This window comes from Demequina sediminicola, assembly GCF_000975055.1.
In the GTDB taxonomy this organism is placed as follows: domain Bacteria; phylum Actinomycetota; class Actinomycetes; order Actinomycetales; family Demequinaceae; genus Demequina; species Demequina sediminicola.
Window position 1 is genome coordinate 440,108 of the sequence record NZ_BBRB01000001.1, and the last position, 26,834, is coordinate 466,941.

21 protein-coding genes and 1 tRNA gene are annotated in these 26,834 nt (G+C 62.3%); 12 read left to right on the forward strand and 10 right to left on the reverse strand.

Annotated features, from left to right (window positions below):
• The first annotated feature begins 587 nt into the window (after positions 1 to 587).
• Positions 588 to 1,220 carry an ImmA/IrrE family metallo-endopeptidase gene (locus tag AOP79_RS02105; RefSeq protein ID WP_062069970.1) on the forward strand — a complete coding sequence of 211 codons (633 nt, stop codon included), beginning with the start codon at positions 588 to 590 and terminating at the stop codon, positions 1,218 to 1,220.
• 211 nt (positions 1,221 to 1,431) lie between these two features.
• Here the strand turns inward: AOP79_RS02105 and AOP79_RS02110 are convergent, their stop codons facing one another.
• The 9 genes from AOP79_RS02110 to AOP79_RS02150 form a co-directional block, all read right to left on the reverse strand.
• Positions 1,432 to 5,307, reverse strand: a complete 3,876-nt coding sequence (locus AOP79_RS02110) for a DNA-directed RNA polymerase subunit beta' (RefSeq protein WP_062069972.1) — start codon at positions 5,305 to 5,307, stop codon at positions 1,432 to 1,434.
• 16 nt (positions 5,308 to 5,323) lie between these two features.
• Positions 5,324 to 8,800 carry a DNA-directed RNA polymerase subunit beta gene (gene rpoB, locus AOP79_RS02115; protein ID WP_062069974.1) on the reverse strand — a complete coding sequence of 1,159 codons (3,477 nt, stop codon included), beginning with the start codon at positions 8,798 to 8,800 and terminating at the stop codon, positions 5,324 to 5,326.
• A 372-nt stretch (positions 8,801 to 9,172) separates the two neighbouring features.
• Positions 9,173 to 9,556 carry a 50S ribosomal protein L7/L12 gene (gene rplL / locus AOP79_RS02120; protein WP_062069976.1) on the reverse strand — a complete coding sequence of 128 codons (384 nt, stop codon included), beginning with the start codon at positions 9,554 to 9,556 and terminating at the stop codon, positions 9,173 to 9,175.
• 63 nt (positions 9,557 to 9,619) lie between these two features.
• Positions 9,620 to 10,141 (reverse strand): 50S ribosomal protein L10, encoded by a 522-nt coding sequence (gene rplJ, locus AOP79_RS02125; RefSeq protein WP_062069978.1) that lies wholly within the window; start codon positions 10,139 to 10,141, stop codon positions 9,620 to 9,622.
• A 551-nt stretch (positions 10,142 to 10,692) separates the two neighbouring features.
• Positions 10,693 to 11,391 (reverse strand): 50S ribosomal protein L1, encoded by a 699-nt coding sequence (gene rplA, locus AOP79_RS02130; protein WP_062069980.1) that lies wholly within the window; start codon positions 11,389 to 11,391, stop codon positions 10,693 to 10,695.
• A 69-nt stretch (positions 11,392 to 11,460) separates the two neighbouring features.
• A complete protein-coding gene (gene rplK / locus AOP79_RS02135) occupies positions 11,461 to 11,892 on the reverse strand; it encodes a 50S ribosomal protein L11 (RefSeq protein ID WP_062069982.1) in 432 nt (143 codons plus the stop codon).
• A gap of 57 nt (positions 11,893 to 11,949) precedes the next feature.
• The gene (gene nusG, locus AOP79_RS02140) at positions 11,950 to 12,744 is read right to left on the reverse strand and encodes a transcription termination/antitermination protein NusG (protein ID WP_062069984.1); all 795 of its coding nucleotides are present in this window, start codon (positions 12,742 to 12,744) and stop codon (positions 11,950 to 11,952) included.
• A 22-nt stretch (positions 12,745 to 12,766) separates the two neighbouring features.
• The gene (gene secE, locus AOP79_RS02145; protein ID WP_082093278.1) at positions 12,767 to 13,024 is read right to left on the reverse strand and encodes a preprotein translocase subunit SecE; all 258 of its coding nucleotides are present in this window, start codon (positions 13,022 to 13,024) and stop codon (positions 12,767 to 12,769) included.
• A gap of 57 nt (positions 13,025 to 13,081) precedes the next feature.
• Positions 13,082 to 13,154: transfer RNA gene (locus AOP79_RS02150), tRNA-Trp, on the reverse strand.
• 242 nt (positions 13,155 to 13,396) lie between these two features.
• Between AOP79_RS02150 and AOP79_RS02155 the strand changes: the two genes are divergently transcribed.
• The 11 genes from AOP79_RS02155 (at position 13,397) to AOP79_RS02205 (ending at position 25,738) form a co-directional block, all read left to right on the forward strand.
• Positions 13,397 to 14,602: a pyridoxal phosphate-dependent aminotransferase gene (locus tag AOP79_RS02155; RefSeq protein ID WP_062069986.1), complete on the forward strand. Its 1,206-nt coding sequence runs from the start codon at positions 13,397 to 13,399 to the stop codon at positions 14,600 to 14,602.
• Positions 14,603 to 14,743: 141 nt separating this feature from the next.
• The gene (locus AOP79_RS02160; protein ID WP_062069988.1) at positions 14,744 to 15,592 is read left to right on the forward strand and encodes an ABC transporter ATP-binding protein; all 849 of its coding nucleotides are present in this window, start codon (positions 14,744 to 14,746) and stop codon (positions 15,590 to 15,592) included.
• The gene (locus AOP79_RS02165; protein WP_082093279.1) at positions 15,589 to 16,422 is read left to right on the forward strand and encodes an ABC transporter permease; all 834 of its coding nucleotides are present in this window, start codon (positions 15,589 to 15,591) and stop codon (positions 16,420 to 16,422) included. Before AOP79_RS02160 ends, AOP79_RS02165 begins: the two co-directional genes overlap by 4 nt.
• A 60-nt stretch (positions 16,423 to 16,482) precedes the next feature.
• A complete protein-coding gene (locus AOP79_RS02170; RefSeq protein ID WP_062069993.1) occupies positions 16,483 to 17,241 on the forward strand; it encodes a hypothetical protein in 759 nt (252 codons plus the stop codon).
• Between the two features lie 156 nt (positions 17,242 to 17,397).
• Positions 17,398 to 18,831 (forward strand): sensor histidine kinase, encoded by a 1,434-nt coding sequence (locus tag AOP79_RS02175; protein ID WP_062069995.1) that lies wholly within the window; start codon positions 17,398 to 17,400, stop codon positions 18,829 to 18,831.
• A complete protein-coding gene (locus AOP79_RS02180; protein WP_062069997.1) occupies positions 18,828 to 19,487 on the forward strand; it encodes a response regulator transcription factor in 660 nt (219 codons plus the stop codon). The genes AOP79_RS02175 and AOP79_RS02180 overlap by 4 nt, the downstream gene beginning before the upstream one ends.
• 76 nt (positions 19,488 to 19,563) lie before the next feature.
• Positions 19,564 to 20,847 (forward strand): sensor histidine kinase, encoded by a 1,284-nt coding sequence (locus tag AOP79_RS02185; protein WP_062069999.1) that lies wholly within the window; start codon positions 19,564 to 19,566, stop codon positions 20,845 to 20,847.
• On the forward strand, positions 20,844 to 21,518 hold the full coding sequence (locus tag AOP79_RS02190; RefSeq protein WP_062070001.1) for a response regulator: 675 nt from the start codon (positions 20,844 to 20,846) through the stop codon (positions 21,516 to 21,518). The genes AOP79_RS02185 and AOP79_RS02190 overlap by 4 nt, the downstream gene beginning before the upstream one ends.
• Before the next feature lie 168 nt (positions 21,519 to 21,686).
• Positions 21,687 to 22,430: an ABC transporter ATP-binding protein gene (locus tag AOP79_RS02195; RefSeq protein WP_062070003.1), complete on the forward strand. Its 744-nt coding sequence runs from the start codon at positions 21,687 to 21,689 to the stop codon at positions 22,428 to 22,430.
• On the forward strand, positions 22,430 to 25,009 hold the full coding sequence (locus AOP79_RS02200) for an ABC transporter permease (protein ID WP_062070005.1): 2,580 nt from the start codon (positions 22,430 to 22,432) through the stop codon (positions 25,007 to 25,009). The genes AOP79_RS02195 and AOP79_RS02200 overlap by 1 nt, the downstream gene beginning before the upstream one ends.
• Positions 25,010 to 25,105: 96 nt before the next feature.
• Positions 25,106 to 25,738: a GyrI-like domain-containing protein gene (locus AOP79_RS02205; RefSeq protein ID WP_062070007.1), complete on the forward strand. Its 633-nt coding sequence runs from the start codon at positions 25,106 to 25,108 to the stop codon at positions 25,736 to 25,738.
• On the opposite strand, the gene AOP79_RS02210 is transcribed toward AOP79_RS02205, so the two are convergent.
• Complete coding sequence (locus AOP79_RS02210) at positions 25,735 to 26,811, reverse strand: UDP-N-acetylmuramate dehydrogenase (RefSeq protein WP_062070009.1); 1,077 nt, start codon at positions 26,809 to 26,811, stop codon at positions 25,735 to 25,737. The genes AOP79_RS02205 and AOP79_RS02210 overlap by 4 nt on opposite strands.
• Positions 26,812 to 26,834: the final 23 nt, after the last annotated feature.

Here is a 26,834-nt window from a genome sequence, read left to right on the forward strand (position 1 = left end):
CGCCACGATAGGGCGATGTTCCGCAGCGGCCCCCTGCGTGCCCTACCGCAGGCGGCCCTCCCTCCTGTACCTTGAGACTCCTATTTCCTCAGGGGGGACAGATGGAAGGCTCGGCACCACCAGGGTGGTACCCAACTGGCACGGATCCGCACGGTGAAGTGCGCCGTTGGGATGGACAGGCATGGACTGATGACTTCTTGCCGGATCGGCCGATCCGCACTGCGGACCTGTGGATGCCGGCTCCTGGAACTAGCCCGGCCCCGGAATCGAGTGAGGCCCACGTGGGTTTCGGTTCCGCGCACTCGGGCAGTGGCTACCCGCAGCACAGCCAGGCCCCAGCTCTCGGCCAGGACCCATCTTTCAGTCACGGGCAGGGCTTCACTCATCATCAAGTAGTGATGCAGGGCACCGGGCCCAGCCAATCCCCTGGGGTCAGCCAGGCTTCCCCGGCCAGCCACTACTCTCCGCCGGCCTCTCCTGCCGGGGCCTCTTACTCCGCGGGAGAAGCAGCCCCACAGCTTCACGCCCCAGTACATGCCGAACTCCCCGCTCCCCCATCTCGCGGCAACGCAAGACTTCTCAGCCTCGTGGGACTTGCAGCAGTCACGGCACTCACGTGGTTCGGCCTCAACTACCTCACAGATGATGGGATGCCGCCGCCAAACGAGCGCGTCATGCTCGATGTCCGCCTCGCAGTAGATTCAGGGATCGATCCCACTGACCTCGATGCCGCAGAAGCCTACGTCGCCGCTCTTCCACGTGAACGTGACGACAAAGGCTCCTATGTGACCACCGGCGCCCTCATGGCCGATGCCTTTGGATCCCACATGGAATGGCACCCGTACGAGAGCTACGGACTCTGCAGCGGCGCCGACCCTGGCGATGAGTACTTTGTGATCGCGGCCTACTGCCCGCTCTCTCCAGAGTCATTCATGTTGAACTCCACGCATTCCTCGTACCCCGACTACCTCTATAAGGAAGATTTCACGTGGACCGTCGCACATGAACTGGCCCACAAAATCATCCACGCCCGATGTGGCACCGTCCACCCAGACTTTCCTGGTGCCGAGACCGAGGGCATCACCAACTCATATGCCGTCGCATTCCTAGGCTCACCGCCGCACTCTGCAGACTCCGCGGTGTCCGTCTCTCCCGAGTACGCGATGAACGCCGCAACCGACGCCGCGGCACAGCGCATCCAGCGAGGCGACTGCGGCTAGCCCTGACTCCCGAGCATCGTCCCTCTCCGAAGCCGGCGAAAGCCCACCGCAACCTCTCAGCACCCGAAGAGCGGGGTCCTCTCCCGGCCTTGCACGGTCCCCAACCGGCCTCAGCCGGGCAACGCGCACTCTGCCGCCCATTCCGCCCAAGAAACGCGTCAGGCCCGGCCCCGCACAATGCGGGACCGGGCCTGACGTCAATCACACGTGATTAATCGCGCGGGATCTCGAACTCCTCCAGCGGAACAGCCTCGCCGGTGCCTTCGGAGAAGAACTGACCATCCCATTCCTCGTACCCGAAGGTCGGGAACAGGTTGTTCTTGGCTTCTTCCGTAGGATCGACCGTCGCCGAGCGGTACTGGTGCAAACCGGTACCGGCCGGGATGAGCTTTCCGAGGATGACGTTTTCCTTGAGGCCCAGCAGCGGGTCGGACTTGCCCGACAGTGCTGCTTCCGTGAGGACACGGGTGGTCTCCTGGAACGACGCGGCGGACAGCCACGACTCGGTCGCAAGCGATGCCTTGGTGATACCCATGAGCTCGGGGCGAGCCGAAGCTGGCTTGCCGCCCTTCGTCACGGTCGCACGGTTGGCGTTCTCGAACCGGGCGCGCTCAACGAGCTCACCTGGCAGCACCGGCGCATCGCCGGCTTCGAGAATCGTCACGCGACGCAGCATCTGACGAACGATGACCTCGATGTGCTTGTCGTGGATCTCCACACCCTGCGAGCGGTACACGTTCTGAACCTCGTCCACCAGGTGCTTCTGGGTGGCACGGGGGCCCAAGATACGCAGCACCGACTTCGGGTCAACGGCACCCGTGATGAGCTGCTGGCCCACCTCGACGTGCTCGCCGTCCTGAACAAGCAGACGCGAACGCTTGGTCACCGGGTACTCGACAGGCTCGTCACCGTTGTCAGGGGTAACGATCAGGCGGCGCATGGCCTCCGAGTCGTCAACCTTGAGCTTTCCAGCAACCTCCGAGATAGGCGCCTCACCCTTGGGGGTACGGGCTTCGAAGAGTTCCTGGACACGGGGCAGACCCTGCGTGATGTCATCAGCCGATGCCACACCACCAGTGTGGAAGGTACGCATCGTCAGCTGGGTTCCGGGCTCACCAATCGACTGAGCCGCGACAATACCCACAGCCTCACCGATGTCGACGAGCTCACGGGTAGCAAGCGAGCGACCGTAGCAACGCGCACACGTACCCACTGCAGACTCACAGGTCAGGACGGAACGCACCTTGATGTCGGTAGCACCGCTGGCGATCAGCGCGTCGATCACGACGTCACCGATGTCTTCACCAGCCTTGCCCACCACGGTGCCATCAGCATCGGTCACGTCCTGCGCGAGCGTACGAGCGAAGACCGAAGTCTCCACACGCTCGTGCTTGACGACCTCGCCACCGGCAGTGGTCTCGACGATAGGCATCGACAGTCCGCGCTCAGTGCCACAGTCATCTTCACGCACGATGACGTCCTGCGACACGTCCACGAGACGACGGGTCAAGTAACCCGAGTCAGCGGTACGCAGCGCGGTGTCAGCCAGACCCTTACGCGCACCGTGGGTCGCGATGAAGTACTCGAGGACAGACAGACCCTCGCGGTAGTTCGACTTGATGGGCCGAGGGATGATCTCACCCTTCGGGTTGGCCACCAGGCCTCGCATACCGGCGATCTGACGGACCTGCATCCAGTTACCACGAGCACCCGAACCCACCATGGTGTGCACGGTGTTGTACTTCGGGAACGACTCACGCATAGCGCGGTCGACCTCGTTGGTGGCCTGGGTCCAGATCTCGATGAGTTCCTGACGACGCTCGTCGTCAGTGATCAGACCGGTCTCGTACTGGACCTGAACCTTCTCAGCCTGAGCCTCGTAGCGGTCCAGAATGTCCTGCTTGGACGCGGGCATCGCCACGTCGCCAATACCGATGGTCACACCCGAGCGAGTAGCCCAGTGGAAACCAGCCGACTTAAGCGCGTCAAGCGAGGCAGCAACCTCGACCTTGGGGTAACGCTCAGCGAGAGTGTTGACGATGTCGCCAAGCACCTTCTTGTCGACGTCGTTATTGACGTACGGGTACGACACGGGCAGCAGTTCGTTGAAGAGCGCACGGCCAAGCGTGGTCTCAAGGATGAACGGCGTACCTTCGACGTGGTCCTCAGGCAACGACACACCGCGCGGGGGCACAGTGTCACCGTCGACGCGCAGCTTGATCTCGGCGTTAAGCGAGATTTCACCGGCATCGAATGCCATACGAGCTTCGGCAGTAGAGGTGAAGGCCAGGCCCTCACCCTTGTCACCAGGCTTGTGCAGCGACAGGTGGTAGAGACCAATGATCATGTCCTGCGAAGGCATGGTCACCGGACGGCCATCCGACGGCTTCAGGATGTTGTTGCTCGACAGCATCAGCACACGTGCCTCTGCCTGAGCTTCAGCACTCAGTGGCAGGTGGACTGCCATCTGGTCACCATCGAAGTCAGCGTTGAACGCACCACACACCAGCGGGTGCAGGTGAATAGCCTTACCTTCAACCAGCTGAGGCTCAAACGCCTGAATACCAAGGCGGTGCAGCGTGGGTGCACGGTTCAGCAGCACGGGGTGCTCGGTGATGACCTCTTCGAGGACATCCCACACCTCGGGACGCGAACGCTCAACCATACGCTTGGCGGACTTGATGTTCTGAGCGTGGTTGAGCTCAACCAGACGCTTCATCACGAAGGGCTTGAAGAGTTCCAGCGCCATCTGCTTAGGCAGACCACACTGGTGCAGCTTCAGCTGCGGACCCACCACGATGACCGAACGGCCCGAGTAGTCCACACGCTTACCAAGCAGGTTCTGACGGAAACGTCCCTGCTTACCCTTGAGCATGTCGGAGATCGACTTGAGCGGACGGTTACCCGGTCCGGTCACGGGGCGTCCACGACGTCCGTTGTCGAACAGTGCGTCAACAGCCTCCTGAAGCATGCGCTTTTCGTTGTTCACGATGATCTCGGGAGCACCGAGGTCAAGCAGACGCTTCAAACGGTTGTTGCGGTTGATAACACGACGGTAGAGGTCGTTCAGGTCGGAGGTCGCGAAGCGGCCACCATCCAGCTGCACCATGGGACGCAGGTCCGGCGGAATAACTGGAACAGCGTCCAGCACCATGCCGACAGGCGAGTTCGTGGTCGTCAGGAATGCGCTGACAACCTTGAGACGCTTGAGTGCACGAGTCTTCCGCTGGCCCTTGCCGTTGGCGATGATGTCGCGCAACAGTTCAGCCTCAGCGGCCAGATCGAACGTCTGGAGGCGCTTCTGGATTGCCTCCGCACCCATCGAACCCTTGAAGTAAGGGCCGTAGCGGCGCGAGAGCTCCCGGTAGAGCAGCTCGTCACCCTCGAGGTCCTGGACCTTGAGGTTCTGGAAGCGGTCGAATACCTGGTCGAGGCGGTCGATCTCGGCGTCGGCACGCTTGCGGAGATTTGCCATCTCGCGCTCAGCGCCGTCCTTGACCTTGCGCTTCACATCGGCCTTGGCGCCCTCGGCTTCGAGTTCTGCGATGTCCTTTTCGAGCTTCTCAGCACGATTGTTGATGTCAACATCGCGCTGGTTCGAGATGTACTTCTTCTCGTTCTCGATCTCGTTACGCAGTTCAGGAAGGTCGCGGTGGCGTGCTTCCTCATCCACCTCGGTAACCATGTAGGCAGCGAAGTAGATGACCTTTTCGAGGTCCTTCGGTGCCAGGTCGAGGAGGTAGCCCAAGCGCGAGGGAACGCCCTTGAAGTACCAGATGTGCGTCACAGGAGCAGCAAGCTCGATGTGGCCCATGCGCTCACGACGAACGCGCGAACGGGTCACCTCGACACCACAACGCTCACAGACGATGCCGCGGTAGCGAACACGCTTGTACTTACCGCAACCACATTCCCAGTCGCGAGTAGGTCCGAAGATCTTCTCGCAGAACAGGCCGTCCTTTTCAGGCTTCAGCGTACGGTAGTTGATGGTCTCCGGCTTCTTGACCTCGCCGTGGGACCAGCCGCGGATTTCATCCGCAGTTGCCAGGCCGATGCGCAGGTCGGCGAATTCATTCACGTCAAACATATAGAGACGCCTACTTTCAGATCTCGTCGACGCTGGATGCGTCCGGGCGGCTGGACAGGGAAATACCGAGCGACTCGGCAGCCTGGTATGCGTCATCTTCTGCTTCACGCATTTCAACAAGCTGGCCTTCAGCGTTGAGCACCTCAACGTTCAGGCAGAGCGACTGCATTTCCTTCATCAGGACTCGGAAGGACTCAGGCAAACCTGGGTCGGGAATGTTCTGACCCTTCACGATTGCCTCGTAGACCTTCACGCGGCCCACCACGTCATCCGACTTGATGGTCAGGAGCTCCTGCAGCGCGTACGCCGCACCGTAAGCCTCAAGGGCCCACACTTCCATCTCACCAAAGCGCTGGCCACCGAACTGTGCCTTACCACCCAGCGGCTGCTGCGTGATCATCGAGTACGGACCAGTGGAACGCGCGTGAATCTTGTCGTCGACCAAGTGGTGCAGCTTCAAGATGTACTTGTAACCCACAGCAACGGGCTCGGGGAACGGTTCGCCGGAGCGGCCGTCGAACAGACGTGCCTTACCGTCGTCGTTGACCAGACGGTCGCCATCGCGGTTGGGGTGGATGACCTCACGCAGGTTGAGCAGCGTGGACTCTTCCAGACCATCGAACACCGGGGTCGCGACCGGGGTACCGGGCTCCGACTTGATAGCGCCCTTGGGCAACTTGGAAGCAATCTCCGGGTTGTCCGTGGCGTCCCAGCCGTTCTTGGCTACCCAACCGGTGTGGGTCTCGAGGACCTGACCGACGTTCATACGACCAGGAACACCCAGCGGGTTCAGGATCACGTCGACGGGCGTGCCATCTTCGAGGAACGGCATGTCCTCGACAGGCAGGATCGTCGAGATGACGCCCTTGTTACCGTGGCGACCAGCGAGCTTGTCACCCTCGGAGATCTTGCGGCGCTGTGCGATGTAGACACGAACCAGCTGGTTCACGCCTGCAGGCAGATCGTCGCCGTCCTCCTCGGTGAAAACACGGACGCCGATGACGGTGCCGGTCTCGCCGTGGGGAACCTTAAGCGAGGTGTCGCGAACTTCACGAGCCTTCTCACCGAAGATGGCGCGCAGCAGGCGCTCTTCGGGGGTCAGCTCAGTCTCACCCTTGGGCGTGACCTTGCCGACGAGGATGTCACCGGCGCGAACCTCGGCACCAATACGGACGATGCCGCGCTCGTCGAGGTCTGCAAGGACCTCTTCCGAGGCATTGGGGATCTCACGAGTGATCTCCTCAGGGCCCAGCTTGGTGTCGCGAGCGTCGACTTCGTGCTCCTCGATGTGAATCGAGGACAGGGTGTCGTCCTGAACGAGGCGCTGCGACAGGATAATCGCGTCCTCGTAGTTGTGACCTTCCCAGCACATGAATGCCACGAGCAGGTTCTTACCGAGCGACAGCTCTCCACCATCGGTCGAGGGACCATCGGCGAGGACTGAACCCTCGACGACCTTGTCGCCCTCGTCCACGAGCACGCGCTGGTTGTAGCTGGTGCCCTGGTTGGAACGCTGGAACTTCGAGATCTTGTACGAGCCGGTCGTGGCGTCGTCGTGAGCGATGGTGACGAGGTCAGAACTCACCTCGGTCACCACACCGGGCTTGGTGGCAACAACCACGTCGCCAGCGTCGATCGCCGCACGGCGCTCCATGCCAGTTCCCACGAGCGGAGCCTCGGAACGCACCAACGGCACAGCCTGACGCTGCATGTTGGCACCCATGAGGGCACGGTTGGCGTCGTCGTGCTCGAGGAATGGGATCAGGGCCGTAGCGACCGACACCATCTGGCGCGGCGACACGTCCATGTAGTCCACAGCCTCACGAGGCACGAACTCGACCTCGCCGCCCTTCGAGCGGACCAGGACGCGGTCTTCCGCGAACGAGTTGTCGTCATCCAGCGCTGCGTTGGCCTGCGCAATCACGAAGTGGTCTTCGTCATCAGCGGTCAGGTAATCGACCTTGTCTGTGACCTTACCCTTTTGAACCTTGCGGTAAGGGGTCTCGACGAAGCCCAGCGGGTTGACGCGTCCGTAAGAAGCGAGAGCACCGATCAGACCAATGTTCGGTCCTTCAGGGGTCTCAATCGGGCACATGCGGCCGTAGTGCGAAGTGTGAACGTCTCGCACCTCCATGCCTGCGCGGTCACGAGACAGACCACCGGGGCCCAGCGCGGAGAGACGACGCTTGTTCGTCAGACCGGCCAGCGGGTTGTTCTGGTCCATGAACTGCGACAGCTGCGAGGTTCCGAAGAACTCGCGGATGGCAGCAACCACAGGGCGGGTGTTAATCAGGGTCTGCGGCGTGATGGCCTCGACGTCCTGGGTGGTCATGCGCTCACGGACCACGCGCTCCATGCGCGACAGACCGGTGCGGATCTGGTTCTGGACCAGTTCACCCACAGCACGGATACGACGGTTACCGAAGTGGTCGATGTCGTCGGTCTCAACCTCAACAGTTCCTTCGAGGCCCTCGAAGGTTTTGTGTCCGGCGTGAGCGGCAACGGTGTACTTCACGGTCGCAATGATGTCGTCGACACTCAGGACCGAGTCCGACAGCTTCTTGCCGACCTTGAGCTTCTTGTTCAGCTTGAAGCGACCGACCTTGGCAAGGTCATAGCGCTTCGGGTTGAAGTAGAAGTTGTCGAGCAGGTTCTGGCCAGCCTCGACCGTGGGCGGTTCGCCCGGACGCAGCTTGCGGTAGAGGTCCACGAGGGCCTCTTCCTGGGTGTGGACAGTGTCCTTTTCCAGAGTCTCGAGCAGCGCGGGGTAGTCCTTGAACTCCTCCGCGATTGCCTCGTCGGTCATTCCCAGTGCCTTCAGGAACAGCGTGACAGGCTGCTTACGCTTGCGGTCGACACGCACGCCGACTGCATCGCGCTTGTCGATCTCGAACTCAAGCCATGCACCACGTGACGGAATCATCTTCGCGGTGAAGATGTCCTTGTCCGACGTCTTGTCTGGAGTGCGCTCAAAGTAGACACCTGGCGAACGGACCAGCTGCGACACGACAACGCGCTCGGTGCCGTTCACGATGAACGTGCCCTTGGGGGTCATCAGCGGGAAGTCGCCCATGAAGACCGTCTGGGACTTGATCTCGCCGGTGGTGTTGTTCATGAACTCTGCAGTCACGAACAGCTGTGCGGCGTAGGTGAAGTCCTTCTCCTTGCACTCATCGGGAGTGTAACGAGGGTCCTCGAAGTACGGGTCGGAGAAGCTCAGCGACATAGTCTCGCCGAAGTCTTCGATGGGGGAGATCTCTTCAAAGACCTCCTCGAGACCAGCAACCTCAGGAACGTCGTTGCGGCCAGCCTTGGTGGCGGCAGCTACACGAGCCTTCCAGGATTCGTTGCCGACGAGCCAGTCAAAGCTCTCGGTCTGAATGCCCAGGAGGTTGGGGATCTCAATGGGCTCGTCGATCTTCGCGAATGAAATACGTGGAGATGCGGAGCGGTTAGCAATTGCAGTTGCCGAGGGGGTGCGCGAGGCAGCCAAGGGCGGTTCCTTCCCTTTTGAGAGCGTGCGTGTCACGTGTCACAAGCCGCGGCTCCACCGGATCCCAGGGCCTAACCGCTACGGAGCGGAGGCACGCCAGGTAGGTATCTGAGGGCAGGGCAATAGACAGCGCAAAGCAAGAGCCTACTCGCTTGCCGGAGAAATGTCCAGCCGCGCAAGTCGCCGCGCCGGGCTCGTGCCACATTGCAATAGAGCCCGCGTTGCGTATCGCTTGCCTAGAGAGTACCCGCTCCCCCACGCCACCCGAGCATCGGCCCTCATTGGCGACGAAATCGTGATGCTCCACAACGACGAAAGCCGGGCCGCCCTGAAGGGCAACCCGGCTTTCGTGAACCGAACTATGCGGCGAGCTTACTTGAGCTCGACGGTAGCGCCGGCGCCCTCGAGGGCTTCCTTTGCCTTCTCGGCGTCTTCCTTGCTTGCACCCTCGAGGACGGCCTTGGGAGCCTCGTCCACGAGTGCCTTGGCCTCGCCGAGTCCGAGCGAAGTGAGCGCGCGAACTTCCTTGATGACCTGGATCTTCTTGTCGCCAACCGAAGCGAGGATGACGTCGAACTCGCTCTTCTCTTCAGCTGCGGGAGCGTCGCCTGCTGCGGGGCCGGCAACGGCCACTGCTGCCGGAGCTGCTGCGGTGACGTCGAAGGTCTCTTCGAATGCCTTGACGAACTCGGACAGTTCGATGAGCGAGAGCTCCTTGAACTGTTCGATGAGCTCTTCGGTGCTGAGCTTAGCCATAATCTTTTTCCTTAACTTTTTTCTGCGTGACGCAGGTTATTGCGATGGGGTGTGACGTTGCGGTTAGGCAGCGTCTTCCTGCTTGGCACGCAGGGCGTCGACGGTACGCGCTGTCTTGGACAGCGGTGCCTGGAACAGGTATGCAGCGTTGACGAGCGATGCCTTGATAGCACCAGCCGCCTTCGCAAGCAGCACTTCGCGGGACTCGAGGTCTGCGAGCTTGTTGATCTCTTCTGCCGAGATCACCTTGCCTTCGAGGAGTCCGCCCTTGATAACGAGGTTCTCGTTGTCCTTGGAGAATTCCTTCAGACCCTTTGCAGCCTCCACCGGGTCACCGGTGATGAATGCAATAGCCGTAGGACCAACGAAGAGGTCGTCAAGACCTTCCACGCCGGCTTCCTTGGCCGCGAGCGCCGTCAGAGTGTTCTTCGCAACCGAGTAGGTTGCGGCGCCACGGATGTCGCTGCGCAGCTGTGCCAGCTGCGGGACCGACAGGCCGCGGTACTCGGTGACAATGACAGCATCGGAGTTACGGAACTGCTCCGCGATCTCCTTGACTGCCGCCACCTTGTCTGGCGTCGCCATAGTTGTCCTTCCTTAGGGTGCCCGCCGATGCCTCCGTGATGGAGACACGTTGCCCCTGACAGCAGAAAAGCCCCGCACAGGCGGGGCTGAGAGAACTCGGCACTCACAACAAAGGCGGCCCTAGAGCCGCCCGTGTGACATGCCTTCGCACTGTCAATCTCACCTGCGCTGGCCTCCGCTGTTGCGGAACTTCGGTGAAACTCAGGGAATCTGAATCTCGTGACCGGCGGTCTTGGGCAAAGAGCAGTGTACGTCGCTGACGCGTCCGAGCGCAAATCGCTCCGGCATCGGCGCTGATGCCCCACTTGCCCCACTGCCTCACTTGCCCCGCTGCCTCACCTCCCCCGCTGCCTTGCCTCCCCCCGACACTGCGAACCGGTACACAGGTCGCCACGCCGTGACGGACGGCCGATGCCCGCTCGGGCAAGGCGTGTCGGGTGCACCTTTGGTTCAAAGTGTCTAGAGGTGGCGAGAGGTGGGGAGGGGAGGAACGACAAAGGCCCAGCTCCCTTGCGGGAACTGGGCCTTTGCTGAGTAAAACTCGTTCGACCTTAAGCCTCGGGCTTGGCGGTGGCGTCCACGAGGATGCCAGGGCCCTGCGAAGCAGAGATCGCGGTCTTGATGATGTAACGACCCTTGGAAGCGGAAGGCTTCACACGCTGGACCTCATCGAGGACAGCGTTGAAGTTCTCGAGCAGCTTCTCATCGCCAAACGACGCCTTGCCCAGCACAGTGTGCAGGTTGGCGTGCTTGTCGACACGGAACTCGATCTTTCCGCCCTTGATGTCGGAAACAGCCTTCGCGACATCCATGGTCACGGTGCCAGTCTTGGGGTTCGGCATGAGGCCACGAGGACCCAGAACCTTACCCAAGCGGCCGACCTTGCCCATGAGGTCAGGGGTAGCAACAACGGCGTCAAAGTCCTGACGGCCTTCCTGCACCTCTGCGATAAGCTCGTCGCCACCGACAATGTCGGCACCGGCGGCCTTAGCTGCTTCCGCCTTGTCACCGTTGGCGAAGACCAGGACCCGAGCGGTCTTGCCTGTGCCGTGGGGCAGGATGACGGTGGAACGGACAGCCTGGTCCGCGTGACGGGGGTCGACACCAAGCTTGAAGACGACGTCGATGGTGGCGTCAGTCTTCTTGGAAGATGTCTTCTGAGCGAGGCGCACAGCCTCGATCGGGGTGTAAAGCTGGCTACGGTCGACGAGCTGTGCTGCGTCGCGGTAAGCCTTGGAGCGCTTAGTCATCTGCTTTCTTCTTTCTGCAGTCGTGGTGGCGGGTCAGCGCGACCCCTCCCACTAAATGATTGGGTGGTCTTAGGAGACCGTGATGCCCATCGAGCGAGCGGTGCCCGCGATGATCTTCGATGCGGCGTCGATGTCGTTAGCGTTGAGGTCTTCCATCTTGAGTTCCGCGATCTCGCGAACCTGCGACTCGGAAATCGAGCCGACCTTGTCCGTGTGAGGAACTCCAGAACCCTTCTTGACGCCAGCTGCTTTCTTAATCAGCTCAGCGGCGGGAGGGGTCTTCGTGATGAACGTGAACGAGCGGTCTTCGTAGACCGTGATCTCCACGGGAACCACATTGCCACGCTGCGACTCAGTAGCCGCGTTGTAGGCCTTGCAGAACTCCATGATGTTCACGCCGTGCTGACCCAGCGCGGGGCCAACCGGAGGTGCCGGGTTTGCGGCGCCGGCCTGGATCTGAAGCTTGATCAGACCAGCGACCTTCTTCTTAGGGGCTGCCATGTTTCGGGTCCTTCTATTGCTTGGGGCGGCTGGCGCCGCCAGATGTGCTGGTGTGAACTAGATCTTGGTGACCTGGTTGAACGCCAGCTCGACCGGGGTCTCCCGGCCGAAGATGGAGACGAGAACCTGGAGTTTCTGGGACTCAGCAGAGATCTCGGAGATGGTGCCGGGCAGGGTCGCGAACGGCCCGTCGACAACAGTGATGGATTCGCCGACCTCAAAGTCGACTTCGATGGCGGCAGACTTGGTTGCTGCCGTCTCCTCAGTCGAGGCGTCCTCGGCAGACTCCTGGGGAGCCATCATCGAGTAGACCTCGTCAGGGGTCAGCGGTACTGGCTGGTGAGCGTGGCCCACGAAGCCGGTCACACCGGGCGTATTACGCACAGTGCCCCAGGACTCATCCGTGAGGTCCATGCGAACGAGGACGTATCCAGGCATGCGGACACGGGTGACGAGCTTGCGCTGGCCATTCTTGATCTCCGCGACCTCTTCCATCGGAACCTCGACCTGGAAGATCGTGTCTTCCTGGTTCAGGCTCTCGCGACGGTGCTCGATCGACTGCTTCACGCGCTTCTCGTGACCCGAGTAGCTGTGGACGACGTACCAGTCGCCTTCCTGCATACGCATGTTCGCGCGGAACTCTTCGATCGGGTCAACCTCGTCCACGACGGGCGCCTCGACCTCGTCGACCGCAGCAACCTCGGGCTCGTCGCCCTCAGGTGCATCTGCTGGAACGGTGTCGTCGTCCGACTCCACGACAGCATCGGCCGGAGCGTCGCTCAGGGTCGCCTCATCAACGGGGGCGATGGCGTCGTCCTGCACAGCCTCAGGCTTGTCGTCACTCACAGTCATCTCTCCTAGTACCTTGACGGCGTTAGTCGCCGAACACATTCGACGAGAGCCAGCTAAATCCGAAGTCCAACACGAAAACCAACAGCATCATGACGGCCACAAACGCGAGAACGATCCAGATGTACTGAATCCATTCTTCGCGCGATGGGGTCACGACACGACGGAGTTCGGAGATCACCTGGCGCACGAACAGCGCGATGCGTCCGAAGATGTTCCGGCCCTCGCGGGATTCGTGCCGCGGGTCCTTCTCTCCGGAATCCGTCACGGCAGATTCACTCACCAGGAAGTCCTTTGCTCGGAATTGGGGATCTCTTGTGTACACGGTTTCCCGCGTCAGCAGGGCAGGAGGGACTCGAACCCCCAACCGTCGGTTTTGGAGACCGATGCGCTACCAATTGCGCCACTGCCCTCCGGAGGTGGTGGGACCTCCGCGACGCTTCACGTCAACCACGATTCCCTACGCACTCGGGCACAGGTCATCATGGCATCTGTCAATCGCCGACTTGCAATACTACGGGTTCACGTCCTGAAATGCGAACCCGTCCACAGGACCGGCTCAGGACGAGGTGAAGCACCACACCTAGGGTCGCATGCATCGGCTCTGTGAAAAACTCCCGTTCACCTGCGTCGTCCCTCATGGAACAATGGCCCCATGACCTCTCCCAGCCGCGTTTCTGCTCGCCTCGGCGCCATTGCGCCGTCTGCCACGCTCGCCGTCGATGCCAAGGCCAAGGCCCTCAAGGCCGCCGGTCGTCCCGTGATTGGTTTTGGCGCCGGCGAACCCGACTTCCCCACGCCGCAGCACATCGTGGATGCCGCAATCGACGCAGCCCGTGATCCCAAGAACCACCGCTACACCCCAGCGGGAGGCCTGCCCGAACTCAAGCAAGCCATCGCAGACAAGACCAAGCGTGACTCGGGCTACGACATCGACCCCGCAAGCGTCCTGGTCACCAACGGCGGCAAGCAGGCTGTGTTCCAGGCTTTCGCATCCATCCTCGATCCGGGCGACGAGGTCATTCTCCCCGCGCCGTACTGGACCACGTACCCCGAGGCGATTGGCCTCACCGGCGCATCGGCCGTCGAGGTCTTCGCCGGCGCAGAGCAGAACTACCTTGTCACCGTTGAGCAGCTCGAAGCCGCTCGCACAGACAACACCAAGGCGCTGCTGTTCTGCTCCCCCTCGAACCCGACGGGCGCGGTCTACACCCCAGAGCAGACCAAGGCCATCGGCGAATGGGCACTCGAACACGGCATTTGGGTCATCACCGACGAGATCTACGAACACCTGCTCTATGACGGCGCACAGTTCACGCCGATCCTGCGGGAGGTTCCCGAACTCGCCGACACCACGCTCGTGCTGAACGGCGTCGCCAAAACCTTCGCCATGACCGGTTGGCGCGTGGGCTGGATGCAGGGCCCCCAGGACGTCATCAAAGCAGCAACCAACTTCCAGTCCCACCTCACATCCAACGTGGCGAACGTCTCCCAGCGAGCGGCCATTGCTGCGCTCACTGGCCCGATGGACGAAGTGCACGCGATGCGCGAGGCCTTTGACCGTCGTCGTCAAACCATGGTGTCGATGTTGCGCGAGATTGACGCCTTCACGGTCCCAACTCCGCAGGGCGCGTTCTATGCCTATCCGTCCGTCGAAGGTTGGATTGGTCGCACAGTCGCAGGCCGCGACATCACCTCATCGATCGACCTTGCCGCTGTCATTCTGGAAGAGGCAGAAGTTGCGGTAGTACCGGGCGAAGCGTTTGGACCGTCCGGATACCTGCGACTGAGCTACGCGCTCGCCGATGCTGACCTCGCGGAAGGCGTAGGCCGTATCCAAAAGTTGCTGGCGGACGCGTAAAACTACGTCACCACGAGTCAAGGCGAGGGAGGGCTCCGTACATCGGAGCCCTCCCTCGCTTCATCTGGAGCATTCGCGATTGGCCGATGGGCGACTGGAGGTTGTGCGAGAACGCCGGACTCCCGGGATACCCTGGCGCGCATGACCGATGCGGCAATTCAGATTTCTGGGCTCGTCAAGTCTTACGGCGGCGTGAGGGCCGTCAACGAGCTTGACCTCACCATCCCTCGCGGCGAAGTGTTTGCACTGCTGGGGCCCAACGGCGCAGGAAAATCGACCACCGTCGAGATTCTCGAAGGATTCCGCGGACGTGACAGTGGCGACGTGACAGTGCTCGGGATCGACCCCGTCATGGCAACGCGATCCTGGCGGGAAAAGGTCGGCATCATGCTGCAGTCAACCTCTCCCCGATCCTTTCTCTCAGCCCGTGAAGCACTCGAACATGCCAGCCGTCTCTACACCCACCCCCGCGGTGTTGACGAAATGCTAGAAGCCGTGGGCCTCATGGAGAAGGCAGAAGACAAGCCACAGGAACTCTCCGGAGGTCAGCGTCGACGACTCGACGTGGCGACCGCGCTCATCGGCCGCCCGGAGTTGGTGTTCCTCGACGAACCGACCACAGGGTTCGACCCCGAGGCCCGCCGCCAGTTCTGGAAGCTCGTGGAATCGATCGCCGCAGACGGCACCACAGTGCTTCTCACCACGCACTACCTGGACGAGGCGGACTACCTCGCCGACCGCATCGGCATCATCGCCGCCGGCGAACTTGTCGCGCTAGACACCCCCGAAGGCCTTCGCAACCGCGCTACCGGCGCCCGGGTCTCGTGGCGCGAGGGCGCTACCACCCGCACCGAACACACCGAGACACCCACAGCGTTCCTTCGCGACCTTCTCTCCCATCATGACGGGGAAATCGACCGGCTGGAGGTTACCCACCCGAGCCTTGAGGATGTCTACCTCGATCTCATTGGCGGAGGTGAGCAGGCATGACCACCACCGCAGCCACAAACATCGCCAAACCGCCGTCGTGGTGGTCCATGACAGCTGACCGCACCGTCGTGGAACTCAAAGAGTTCCTGCGATCACGCGAACAGATGATCTTCATCTTCTTCTTCCCGATGATCTTGCTCGCCCTCTTCGGCGCAATTTTCAACTCGGACGACCTCTACGGCACCGGGGTCTCGTTTGGCCAGTACTTCGTTGCCGGAATGATCGCCTCCGGCATGCTGAACACGGGGTTCCAGTCACTCGCTATCTCTATCTCGATTGACCGCTCGGAAGATGTGCTGAAACGCATCCGCGCCACACCGCTTCCCCCGACCGCGTATTTTGCCGGCAAGATCCTGCAGGTCATCCTCGTCTCCATCGTGCAGGTCGCGCTGCTCCTCGCCATGGGCGTGTTCATGTTCGACGTCGCACTCCCCACCGACTCCCAACACTGGGTCACGTTCGCGTGGGTGTTCCTCCTTGGACTCGCGACGTCGACAGCATGGGGCATCGCGACGTCCTCGCTTCTGCGCAACGGCAAAGCAGCATCGGCCCTGCTGACCCCGATCGTGCTGGCGCTGCAGTTCACCTCGGGTGTGTTCTTCGTCTTTACCGAACTCCCCACGTGGCTACAGAATGTCGCGCAAATTTTCCCCCTGAAGTGGCTCGCTCAAGGCATGCGTGCCGTCTTCCTCCCGGAGGAATTCGCTGCCGCAGAGGCGGCGGGGTCGTGGCAGTTGCCGATGGTAGCCATCATGTTGACCGTGTGGCTGGTCGCTGGCCTTCTCATTTCCGTCAAAACGTTTCGCTGGTTGCGGGTCGAGGACCGCTAGATTTGCGCACCGGCCCAACCTGAGTGCGCGCTCAGAAAAGTTACGCCACACTGTTGAACCATGACTGTCCCTGCCGCCCGCACGCTGGCCATTGTTGCCGGATTTTTTACCGTCAGTGTGGTGGTCGCTGGCACCGCGAACGGGATGGCCGAACCCAACGTCGAGCGCGAGGTAGGCACGGCGATCCACCTCACCGTGCCAGAGGTCACAAGCAACTCGGCGGCACAGGGCTCGACGGACTACTCCACGATCGCAGCGCCCATCGAAGTCGTCGCGGCACCCATCGAGTGCGCGGAGGACGGCACCTGCGACAACGAAGCACCCACCCCGCCCCGCAACGACGACGCGGACCATCTCGACAGCGAGTGCTCGTTCCCCGACACTCCGCGACTCGACAGCGACACCTCTCGACGCGACCTCGACGCCATGGCGAGTGCATTCGTGTCAACGATCGAACAGCTCAAGCACCAATGCGACGACGCATTCGTCCAGCAACTCTCCTACTTCCCCCACGACGCCGCGGCACTGGCCAGCGTATGGGCCGAGGAACTCGAGGCACGCAAGCACGCATCAGATTCCGATGACGACGCATTTGACCCGGATTCAGGCGAGTGGAACGACGACCTCTGGGGCGACAACTCGGACTGGTGGGACTTTGGTGGCTGGGATCCGGACAGATGGGGATCCGGGGAATGGGACAGCGACCTGTGGGGGAACGACAACTGGAGTTCGGACTGGTCGGACAACGACCGTGACTCCGACAAGCGTCACCGCCGCGACCGCGATGACGACGATGACGACGACTCGGACCGCGACTAACGCAGATCCCGGCGCCGCTTCACCCCCAAGTGCGACATCCGGGCACGCGACAACTGAGCTAGCAGCGCCCGGTCCACCGACCCCAGAGCCTCTCTCCTCGCTGCGGCGGGACACCGGCGCGCTAGCGTAAGCCCGGAAATGGCGAGGAGACACACCATGACGCACACTGTCGAAGCACTAGCTTCAGCAGCGCGCCGCATGACCGTGCGCACTCGTCTACTCACGTACCTCATCGCGCTCACCGGAGCGGCACTCGCGATCTCCGGGTTCACCGCCTACGCCATCGAAAGTTCCCGGATCGACAACCAGATCTCCGATGGACTAGCGCTCCGGACACAGTCCTTCATCGACCTCGCGACCGCAGACAACCCCAGCACTGGTGCGCCGTTCGCATCCTCAGACGACCTCATGCACGAGGCGATGATCCGGGTAGTCGCTAGCCCCACCGAATCCGCCGTCGCACACGTCGGCACCACAGCGCGGTTTGTCCCATCAGCCCCGGGACGCCTGCCGCTCGAGGAGGACGCACAGCTACTCGCGGCCGCTGCGGACACCGCTACCAACTCCGTTGTCGTGCGCTCCGTCACCACGGACACGGCCGACTACCGCTACGCCGCCGTCCCCATCGTCGAACCCGACGGCACCAGCGCGGGCGTATTCACGATCGCGACTGACCGGGGTGCCCTGCAAAGCAATCTGACCTCGACGTTTCGGCTCTACGGACTCGTCGCACTGTTGGCGCTCGCGATGATTGGCGCGGTGGCATGGACCACGGTCGGGCGAACCCTCAAGCCCATTGGGGTTCTCGAGGAGCGCGCACGCCGCATCTCCGAACATGATCTCTCAGAACGGATCCCCGTCGAAGGGCACGACGACCTCGCCCGCCTCACTGCGACATTCAACGCGATGCTCAACCGACTCGAAGGTGCCTTCGCCGACCAGCGCCGCCTCCTGGACGACGCCTCTCACGAGTTGCGCACACCACTAGCCATCATGCGCACCAACCTTGAGTTACTTGAGCCACGGGATCCAGACGAAGTGATCCGCTCGCAGCACAACCTGCTCGAAGAGGTATCGATGATGTCCCGCCTGGTCGACGACCTCGTCACACTCGCGAAATCTGACCGGCCAGAGTTTGTGCAAACGCAGCTCGAAGACCTCATGTGGATGACAGAAACCACGTTCGGGCGCGCCCGGGCACTCGGTGACCGCGACTGGCGCCTCGAATCAGTAGGCCAAGGCCACATCGCAGTCGACAGTCAGCGAGTTACCCAAGCGTGGCTGCAACTCGCATCGAACGCCGTCAAGTTCTCCGAGGAAGGGTCAACCATCTGGATGGGCTCCACCGTCACCGATCGTGACGTGCGCCTCTGGGTACAAGACCAAGGCATCGGAATTGCGCCGGCCGATCAAGCCCACGTGATGGAACGGTTCCATCGGGTGAACCCCGACGCAGAAGGCGCGGGGCTAGGACTCACCATCGTTGCCGCCATTGCCCACGCTCATGGTGGGTACCTAGAACTTGAGTCCGAGCTCGCCGTGGGCTCGGTGTTCACTATTGTGCTTCCGAGAGAAGGGGTCGGTCCATGATCCGATTGCTGTTGGTTGAAGACGAAGACAAGCTCGTTGCGTCACTTGTGCCCGGACTCAAAACCGCGGACATCGAGACGCACGCAGTGCGAACCGGCCGCGAAGGCCTGGAACGTGCGCTTACAGATGAGTACGACATCATGGTGCTGGACATTGGCCTGCCTGACCAAGAAGGCTTCACGGTGCTGCGCAAACTTCGTGCCGCCAGCTCCGACCTCCCCGTCATCATCCTCACCGCCCGCACCTCGGCAGAAGACACGGTGCGCGGACTTGAGCGCGGAGCCGATGACTACATGCCCAAGCCCTTCGTCTTCGACGAACTCGTGGCGCGGATTCGCCTGCGGGCACGTCCGCCGGCCGAAGGCGACGCGCCGGAGGGCATCATCAGGGTCGGACGCTGCGACCTTGACCCCGTGGAACGCACCCTCACCTGCGAGGGAGGCGAAGTTCCCCTGAGCCCCCGCGAATTCCAGCTCGCGCACCTCCTCATGTCACATGGGGGCGACATCGTTCCCCGCAGCGACGCCCTCTCCCACGTGTGGGGATCCGCGGCACGTGACAACGTCCTCGACGTCTACATCCGTTACCTCCGCTCACACCTCGGCACCGAAGCAATCGAGACGGTACGCGGCGTCGGATACCGCTTCGTCGGCTAACCGTTCGTCGGCCCGCGTCCCGCGCATCGTCCCTGCGGACGATTCACAAAATCCTTCAGCCGCCTAGTCTGATGCCATGAAGTTCACGATGCCGCGCGCCTCCGACATGTGGGTTGTCGCGGCACTCCTCGTCCTCAGCGTGCTGTGGGCGTTACCCGCCGCCGAGCTCCAAGTGCAGGACTTGCGTCCGATGGACGCGCTGGGGTGGGCCCTCGTGGCCGCGGTGGTGCTGCCGTTGATGTGGCGCCACAAGTACCCCCGAGCAGTCCTGTGGTTCACGTTTGTGGCCTGGATGGTCCTTGTCGGCCTCAGTTACGAATCGGCCCCGGCAACGCTTGCACCCTTTGTCGCGATCTATTCGATTGCGTCCTACACACCACGTTCAACGGCGCTCCGCCACACGGGCGCCATGCTGGGCCTGATGATGCTGTGGACAGCGTTTGGTGTGATCGCCACTGACGTAGTAGACCCGTGGGCCCTCTTGGTCGAGCCTCTCGCAATCCTGATCCCCTTCATCCTGGGCTCAGCAGATCAGCGTCGGCGGGTGCGCTTGGGTGAACTAGAACTTGCGCACGCGCGCCGTGAGCAAGCTGCGTACGAAGCGGCTACTGACGCAGTGCGTGCCGAGCGCGCCCGCATTGCACGCGAACTGCACGACGTCGTCGCCCACGAGATCACCGTCATGACCCTGCAGGCCGAAGGGGCACGCAGGCGCGTCGACCCTGACTCAGCGACGGCGGAAGCGCTGGCCACGATCAGTGCGTCTGGGCGTCGAGGACTCGAAGAGATGCAGTCAATGATCCGGGTGCTGCGCGCCTCTGAACAAGAGGCAACGGAGCGGGTTGAGAGTGACCAGGCGATCGTCGGCGGGCCTGGGGCATACCGACAGCCCCTCAACGACGAGCTCTCCCCGATGCCCTCCCTGGCCGCACTGCCCGCTCTCGTGAAGCAAGTCCAAGAATCCGGGCTGCCCGTGACACTAGAGATCTCAGGATCAGCTCACGTCCCCGCGGGCGTCGAAGTGAGCGCATACCGAATCATTCAAGAGGCCCTCACCAACACGCTCAAGCACGCGGGCCGTGGCGCCCAAGCTCACGTCACCGTCATGCGGACAGCCGATGCCGTACGCATCTCGGTCGAGGACGACGGCAAGGGCGTCACTGGAGCCAAGGGGCGTGCCGTCGGTGGGCACGGACTTCCCGGGATGGCTGAGCGCGTGCAAGCATTGGGAGGGTCGCTTTCACACGGACCGCGCAGCGGCGGAGGATTCCAGGTTCATGCCGTACTGCTGTCGAGTGACGACCAGATTCGAGAGGCCGCAAGCAATGCGACCCAATCCACGACTAAGGGGGACGAATGATCCGCGTAGCACTCGTGGATGACCAAGCGATGGTGCGCGTCGGCCTGCGCATGATCCTCGAAAGTGAAGACGACATCGAAGTATGCGCCGAGGCTTCCGACGGTGCTGAGGCAGTGGGCCTCGTGCGGGAACTCTCCCCTGACGTGGTGTTGATGGACATCCGCATGCCCGGAATGGACGGGCTCACCGCCACACGTGACGTCATCGCCGCGCACCCCGAAGCGCGTGTCGTGATCCTCACGACCTTTGACGATGACGAGTATGTATACGAAGCGCTCAAGGCCGGCGCTAGTGGGTTCCTGCTCAAGAGTGTGGAAGGCGACGCGCTCATCGACGCCGTTCGTGTCATCGCCGGCGGAGAAGCTTTGCTGGCACCGGAAGTGACGCGCACGGTCATCGAGCGATTCGCCTCGGCACAGCCCAGCCCCGCGGACCCTGAGAACTACACGCCACCCGCAGAGGCCATCGGAGATCTCTCTGAGCGTGAAGTCGAAGTCCTGCAACTCCTTGCCCGCGGCATGTCTAACCAAGAGATCGCCGAGGAACTCTGGGTATCAGCGACCACCGTGAAAACGCACGTCAGCCACATCCTGACCAAACTGGGAGTACGGGACAGAGTGCAAGCCGTCGTCGAAGCGTACGACAGCGGCATCGTGCTCCCCCGCGGGTAACCCCCACACACTCCCCCGCCGACCACCCTGAGCGGACGACCCTGAGCCGACCACCCTGATCAGAGCCCCACCACAACCATCCTCACGGACGATACCCAGGCATCGTCCCTCTTTGACACAATCATTCCCGTTCACCTACGCCACCACGACCGCGCGAAAGGCATCACCATGACCATCACAGACACTCCCGAGCTCGCCGCTTCGATGCGGCTTGGGTACAAGGACTATGGGCACGGCGAAGCCGCAGTCCGCGCACTCGATGGTGTCAACGTCGACATTGCACGCAGCGAGTTCACTGCCATCATGGGGCCCTCCGGATCCGGCAAGTCGACCCTGTTGCACACCCTCGCAGGTCTGGACCGGCTGTCCTCGGGTGAATCGACCATTGCCGACACCACCATCACCTCGCTCAACGAGGCACAAATCACTGAGGTGCGCCGCAAGTACATCGGCTTCGTGTTCCAGTCCTTCAACCTGATCCCGTCCCTGACGGCCAAGGAAAACATCACCCTGCCGCTGGACATCTCCGGAACCGACGTTGACCCGGCCTGGTTCGACGAGATCATCGGCATCCTGGGACTTAAGGAACGCCTGACGCACCTGCCCGCCGAGCTCTCCGGCGGTCAGCAGCAGCGTGTGGCCGTGGCACGTGCGCTCGTCGCTCGCCCCGAGATCATCTTCGCTGACGAGCCCTCAGGAAACCTCGACTCCAAGTCCGGCTCCGAACTGCTGTCCTTCATGCAGAGCGCCGTCAAGGACTTCGGACAGACCATCGTCATGGTGACTCACGACCCGACAGCCGCCGCCTACGCGGACCGGATCCTGTTCCTCGAAGACGGCCAGATCGTCGACGAAATGCGTGAGCCCACCGCCGACAAGGTCCTCGACCGCATGAAGCAGATGGGTCACTAATGTTCCGCCTCGCAGTCAAGTCGGTTCGCCACAACCCCAAGCGCCTCATTCTGACCGCCATCGCGGTCGCGCTTGGTGTGTCGCTGGTGGCCGCAACACAAGTCTTTACGAACTCACTGTCCTCCGGATTTAACGACCTCTTCGGAGACATCTACGGTGGCACCGACATCATCGTCGAAGCCGCCCCCAACGCGGAAGAGTCCGGCGGTGACCCCTTTGCCGCAGCCGAAGGAATCTTCACGCCCGAAGACATCGACGCTATCGCCGACGTCGACGGCGTCGACAAAGCCATCGGTGGAATCCAGGTTCCGGGCGAAGTACTGCCAGCCGACTATGCCGACGGATCCGACAGTGATCCCTTTGGCGGTGGCGGCGCACCCAGCCAAATCTTCAACTGGTCTGGCGAAGAAGCAGTCGACCAAGCAACCGTCATCGACGGGCGGGGTGTCGAAAACAACGGCGAGATCGTTCTCGACCTCGACTCCGCACCAGCCCTTGGCTACAGCATCGGCGACGATGTCACGGTCGCCACAGGCACTGGTGTCGCCACCTTTGAACTCGTAGGCACCATCCGGTTCGGCGACAGCAACAACCTGCAGGGCGCAACCCTGGCGTTCCTGACCGCCGACGACGCACACACACTCGCCGATGACCCCAACTACTCATCCGTGGGAGTCATCGCTGAAGAAGGTGCCGACCTCGACCAGACCGTGACCGCCATTGACGAGGTCCTTCCCGAAGGCACCCGCGCCATCACTGGTGAAGACAAGGCCGCCGAAGAGACCGAGGCACTGGACGAAATCCTCCAGTACGTCGACATCTTCGCCATCGCCTTCGGCCTCATCGCACTGTTCGTCGGCGCCTACATCATCGTCAACACCTTCCGCATCATCGTCACCCAACGCACCCGTGAGTTTGGCCTCATGCGCGCCATCGGTGTCACCGGATCCCAGATCCGGAAGATGATCCTCCTGGAAGCGCTAGTGATTGCGTTGCTGGCGTCCACCCTCGGCATCATCCTCGGATATCTGCTGGCATTGGGCTTCGCCGGAGTGGTGAGCCTCACTGCGGGAGACATCTTTGGAACCCTGACGCTGCCGCTTGATGCAGTGCTGTGGAGCTATGGCCTCGGCACGCTCGTGACATTGATTGCGGCATTCATGCCAGCGATTCATGCCTCGCGCATCGCTCCGATGGAAGCGCTCCGAGAGTCCGCGACCAGTGGCAAGAAGAGCCTTAAGGTACGCAACATCGTGGGTGCCGCCATGTTCCTCGTGGGCGCTGGACTCATCACCATTGGCCTGTACGGCGACTTTGAGCGTCCGTACATCTGGGTGGGTGCAGGTGCGGTGACCCTCGTCATCGGCGCCACCCTGTTCTCCGCACAGTTGCTCTCGCCACTGGCAGGCGCAATGCGGCCGATGCTGACCAAGTGGTTCCGTGTCGACGGCAAGTTGGCCGCGAACAACATTCAGCGCGAGCCGCGCCGCAGTTCCAATACTGCAGCGGCACTGATGATCGGTGTGATGCTGCTGGCCCTTGTGGCAACATTCACGGAGTCGCTCAAGACAGTCGTCACCGACGAGTTCGCGTCCAACCGGGCCGATGCCTTCGCACTGTCCACTCAAGGCCCGATCGCTCCCGAAGCGATCGACCTCATGGAAAGTGTCGACGGTGTGGCGTTCTCCAGTTCGCTGGGCTTCAGCGAGGCTGGCTACGACGGCATGCAGCGTTCCGTCGCGATCATTGACCCCGAGACGGCAAGCGACGTATTCGAGTACCCGAGCGACCCAAGCATCGACGACCTCGGCAGCGGGGAAGTTTATGTGGACCCCGCGATCGTGGAGTCCGGCGTTGACGTGGGTGACGACATCACCCTCGAAGGCCCCGAAGGCGACGTGACGGTGGAAGTCACCGGCACCATCGACAACAGCGGACAGGGCAACTTCTGGGTTGACTTCGCCACCGGCGAAGAGCTCTTTGGGGACGTCCCGATTGCTCAGACGATGCTGGTGTACGACGACGACATTGTGGCCGATGACGCAGAAAACGCGGACGATGCGACGACGGTTTCCGAACAGACGGCACTGGTGCAGGAAGCCCTCGCGGAGGACTACCCGCTCATTGCCCTCGCTCAGCCCGGACAGTTGGAGCAGTTGGCCAACACCTTCATCGACCTGCTGCTGGGTGTGATCTCGGCACTGCTGGGCTCCGCACTGGTGATTGCACTCCTGGGTGTCGCCAACACGCTGCTGCTGTCCGTCACCGAGCGGACTCGCGAGATCGGCCTGCTGCGTGCGGTGGGACTCAAGCGCCGTGCGGTGTGGCGCATGATCACGGTGGAATCGATGGTCATGGCATTGTTCGGCACAGTTCTGGGAATGATCCTGGGTGTGGCGCTCGGTTCCGCACTGGTGCTGTCGTTGTCCGACTTTGGCTTCGACGGAGTCACACTGCCGTGGGTATGGCTGATCGTGTACACGGTGATGGCCGCCATTGCGGGTGTGCTCGCCGCGATCTGGCCTGCGTGGCGTGCCTCGCGTCTGGACATCCTCCAGGCGATCGCCGCCGACGGCTAAGCCGCGACCGCTCTTCAACCCCCGTCCCTGACTCCAGGGGCGGGGGTTGTTGCGTTCCAGCAGGCACGAGCGGCTGGTGCGTGGCACACTGCACTGGTGAGCGAGGTTCAGCCCCACACGGATCGGGTCACGAAGGTTGACCTCAAGAAGACCCTGCCCCGTTTCGCTGCCCGTCGCGGCCGCATTGACGTGATCGAAGTCCCGGCCGTGCGCTACCTGGCGGCGGATGCCACCGGGGCACCGGGCGAGGATTCGTTCGCGAGCGCCATCGAGGCCCTCTACCCGCTGGCCTATGCCATCAAGTTTGTGTCGAAGGCGCACGGGCGTGACTACGTGGTGCCGCCGCTTGAGGCCTTGTGGTGGGCAGATGACATGGCAGTGTTTACGTCTGAGCGCGACCCGTCACAGTGGAAGTCGACAGTGCTCCTGATGCTCCCCGACTGGATCGGGAGCGAGACCGTGGAGGAGGGGCGGGCCAAGGCTGCGCGCAAGCTGGCCCCACCTCAGCTCGAACGCGTGCGGGTTGAGGTTCTCCAGGAAGGCACTGCTGCACAGACGCTCCACATTGGGCCATTTTCCGACGAGGGGCCGGTCATCGAAGCTCTTCACGCTCGGATTGCCGATGACGGCCTCACCTTGAGCGGCAAACATCACGAGATTTACTTGAGCGACTTCCGAAAGACAGCGCCCGAGAGACTTCGCACCATCCTGCGGCAACCCGCTCGTTAGATGTCCACACCCACGCACACAGGTTCAGGCACCAGGGTGACACCGAACTGAGCCTCGACGCCTGCACGTACCGCGCGCGCCAACTGCACCACATCCTCTGCACGGGCACTTCCCCGGTTCGTCAATGCCAAGGTGTGCTTTGTGGACAGCGAGGCTGGGGCATCGGCCGTCACCGAGTACCCCCGTCCAAAGCCCGCCTGCTCGATCAGCCATGCCGCGGAGGTCTTGACGCGCTCCCCCGTGGCCGGGAACCGAGGTGCGGCCTCCGGTAGCCGGGCGGCATCGTCCACCGACAGGATCGGGTTCGTGAAGAACGAGCCCGCACTCCACGTGTCATGATCGCCGCTATCGAGCACCATGCCCTTGCGTGAACGCACCTCAATGACTGCGCGACGGACGTCACCCAGTGGAGCGCGGTCACCTTCAGGGACGTCGAGGGCAGCAGCGAGTTGGCCATACCGGATGGGGGCCGAGAGGGTGCCCGCACGCATATGAAACGTCACATCAAGGACGATGTACCGGGGACTCGGACGCCACAAGGCGCCATCAGGGGCCTCACCCCGCATGGACTTCTTGAGGAGCGAGTCGCGGTAGCTGAAGCCACAGGCGATCTGCGGCAGCGACCTGACCTTGGACTCGTTCCGGTCCCACACTCGTACCGTGGCAACGGTGTCCGCTACCTCGGCTCCGTAGGCACCCACATTCTGAACCGGGGTCGCGCCGGTAGAACCGGGAATCCCCGAGAGCGCCTCCACGCCCACCCAACCTTCTGTACAGGCTTGCTCGACAAACGCATCCCAGGGAAGGCCCGCCGTGGCGGTGGCGCTGATTCCACCGCACATACCGTCGTCTTGGACGGTCACGTCCTGCCGAGTGTCACGGATGACGGTGCCGTCAAATCCCGCGTCCCCGACCAGCACATTGGAGCCCCCGCCGAGCATCAGTACGGGCGTAGCAGCGGCATCGGCCTCACGGACAGCGTCGATGAGTTCACTCTCGGTGCTGACGTCAACGAATGTGCGGGCGGGTCCGCCGACGCGCAACGTGGTGAGATCCGCTAGGTCAACAGTCATGCGTCAAGCGTAGTGCGCGAGCG

Excerpts from the sequence above, each read along its gene's own strand:
- AOP79_RS02110 (WP_062069972.1), bottom strand. The coding sequence starts at position 5,307 with ATGTTTGACGTGAATGAATTCGCCGACCTGCGCATCGGCCTGGCAACT.
- rplL (WP_062069976.1), bottom strand. The coding sequence starts at position 9,556 with ATGGCTAAGCTCAGCACCGAAGAGCTCATCGAACAGTTCAAGGAGCTC.
- rplJ (WP_062069978.1), bottom strand. The coding sequence starts at position 10,141 with ATGGCGACGCCAGACAAGGTGGCGGCAGTCAAGGAGATCGCGGAGCAG.
- rplA (WP_062069980.1), bottom strand. The coding sequence starts at position 11,391 with ATGACTAAGCGCTCCAAGGCTTACCGCGACGCAGCACAGCTCGTCGAC.
- rplK (WP_062069982.1), bottom strand. The coding sequence starts at position 11,892 with ATGGCAGCCCCTAAGAAGAAGGTCGCTGGTCTGATCAAGCTTCAGATC.
- nusG (WP_062069984.1), bottom strand. The coding sequence starts at position 12,744 with ATGACTGTGAGTGACGACAAGCCTGAGGCTGTGCAGGACGACGCCATC.
- AOP79_RS02155 (WP_062069986.1), top strand. The coding sequence starts at position 13,397 with ATGACCTCTCCCAGCCGCGTTTCTGCTCGCCTCGGCGCCATTGCGCCG.
- AOP79_RS02160 (WP_062069988.1), top strand. The coding sequence starts at position 14,744 with ATGACCGATGCGGCAATTCAGATTTCTGGGCTCGTCAAGTCTTACGGC.
- AOP79_RS02165 (WP_082093279.1), top strand. The coding sequence starts at position 15,589 with ATGACCACCACCGCAGCCACAAACATCGCCAAACCGCCGTCGTGGTGG.
- AOP79_RS02170 (WP_062069993.1), top strand. The coding sequence starts at position 16,483 with ATGACTGTCCCTGCCGCCCGCACGCTGGCCATTGTTGCCGGATTTTTT.
- AOP79_RS02175 (WP_062069995.1), top strand. The coding sequence starts at position 17,398 with ATGACGCACACTGTCGAAGCACTAGCTTCAGCAGCGCGCCGCATGACC.
- AOP79_RS02180 (WP_062069997.1), top strand. The coding sequence starts at position 18,828 with ATGATCCGATTGCTGTTGGTTGAAGACGAAGACAAGCTCGTTGCGTCA.
- AOP79_RS02185 (WP_062069999.1), top strand. The coding sequence starts at position 19,564 with ATGAAGTTCACGATGCCGCGCGCCTCCGACATGTGGGTTGTCGCGGCA.
- AOP79_RS02190 (WP_062070001.1), top strand. The coding sequence starts at position 20,844 with ATGATCCGCGTAGCACTCGTGGATGACCAAGCGATGGTGCGCGTCGGC.
- AOP79_RS02195 (WP_062070003.1), top strand. The coding sequence starts at position 21,687 with ATGACCATCACAGACACTCCCGAGCTCGCCGCTTCGATGCGGCTTGGG.
- AOP79_RS02200 (WP_062070005.1), top strand. The coding sequence starts at position 22,430 with ATGTTCCGCCTCGCAGTCAAGTCGGTTCGCCACAACCCCAAGCGCCTC.
- AOP79_RS02210 (WP_062070009.1), bottom strand. The coding sequence starts at position 26,811 with ATGACTGTTGACCTAGCGGATCTCACCACGTTGCGCGTCGGCGGACCC.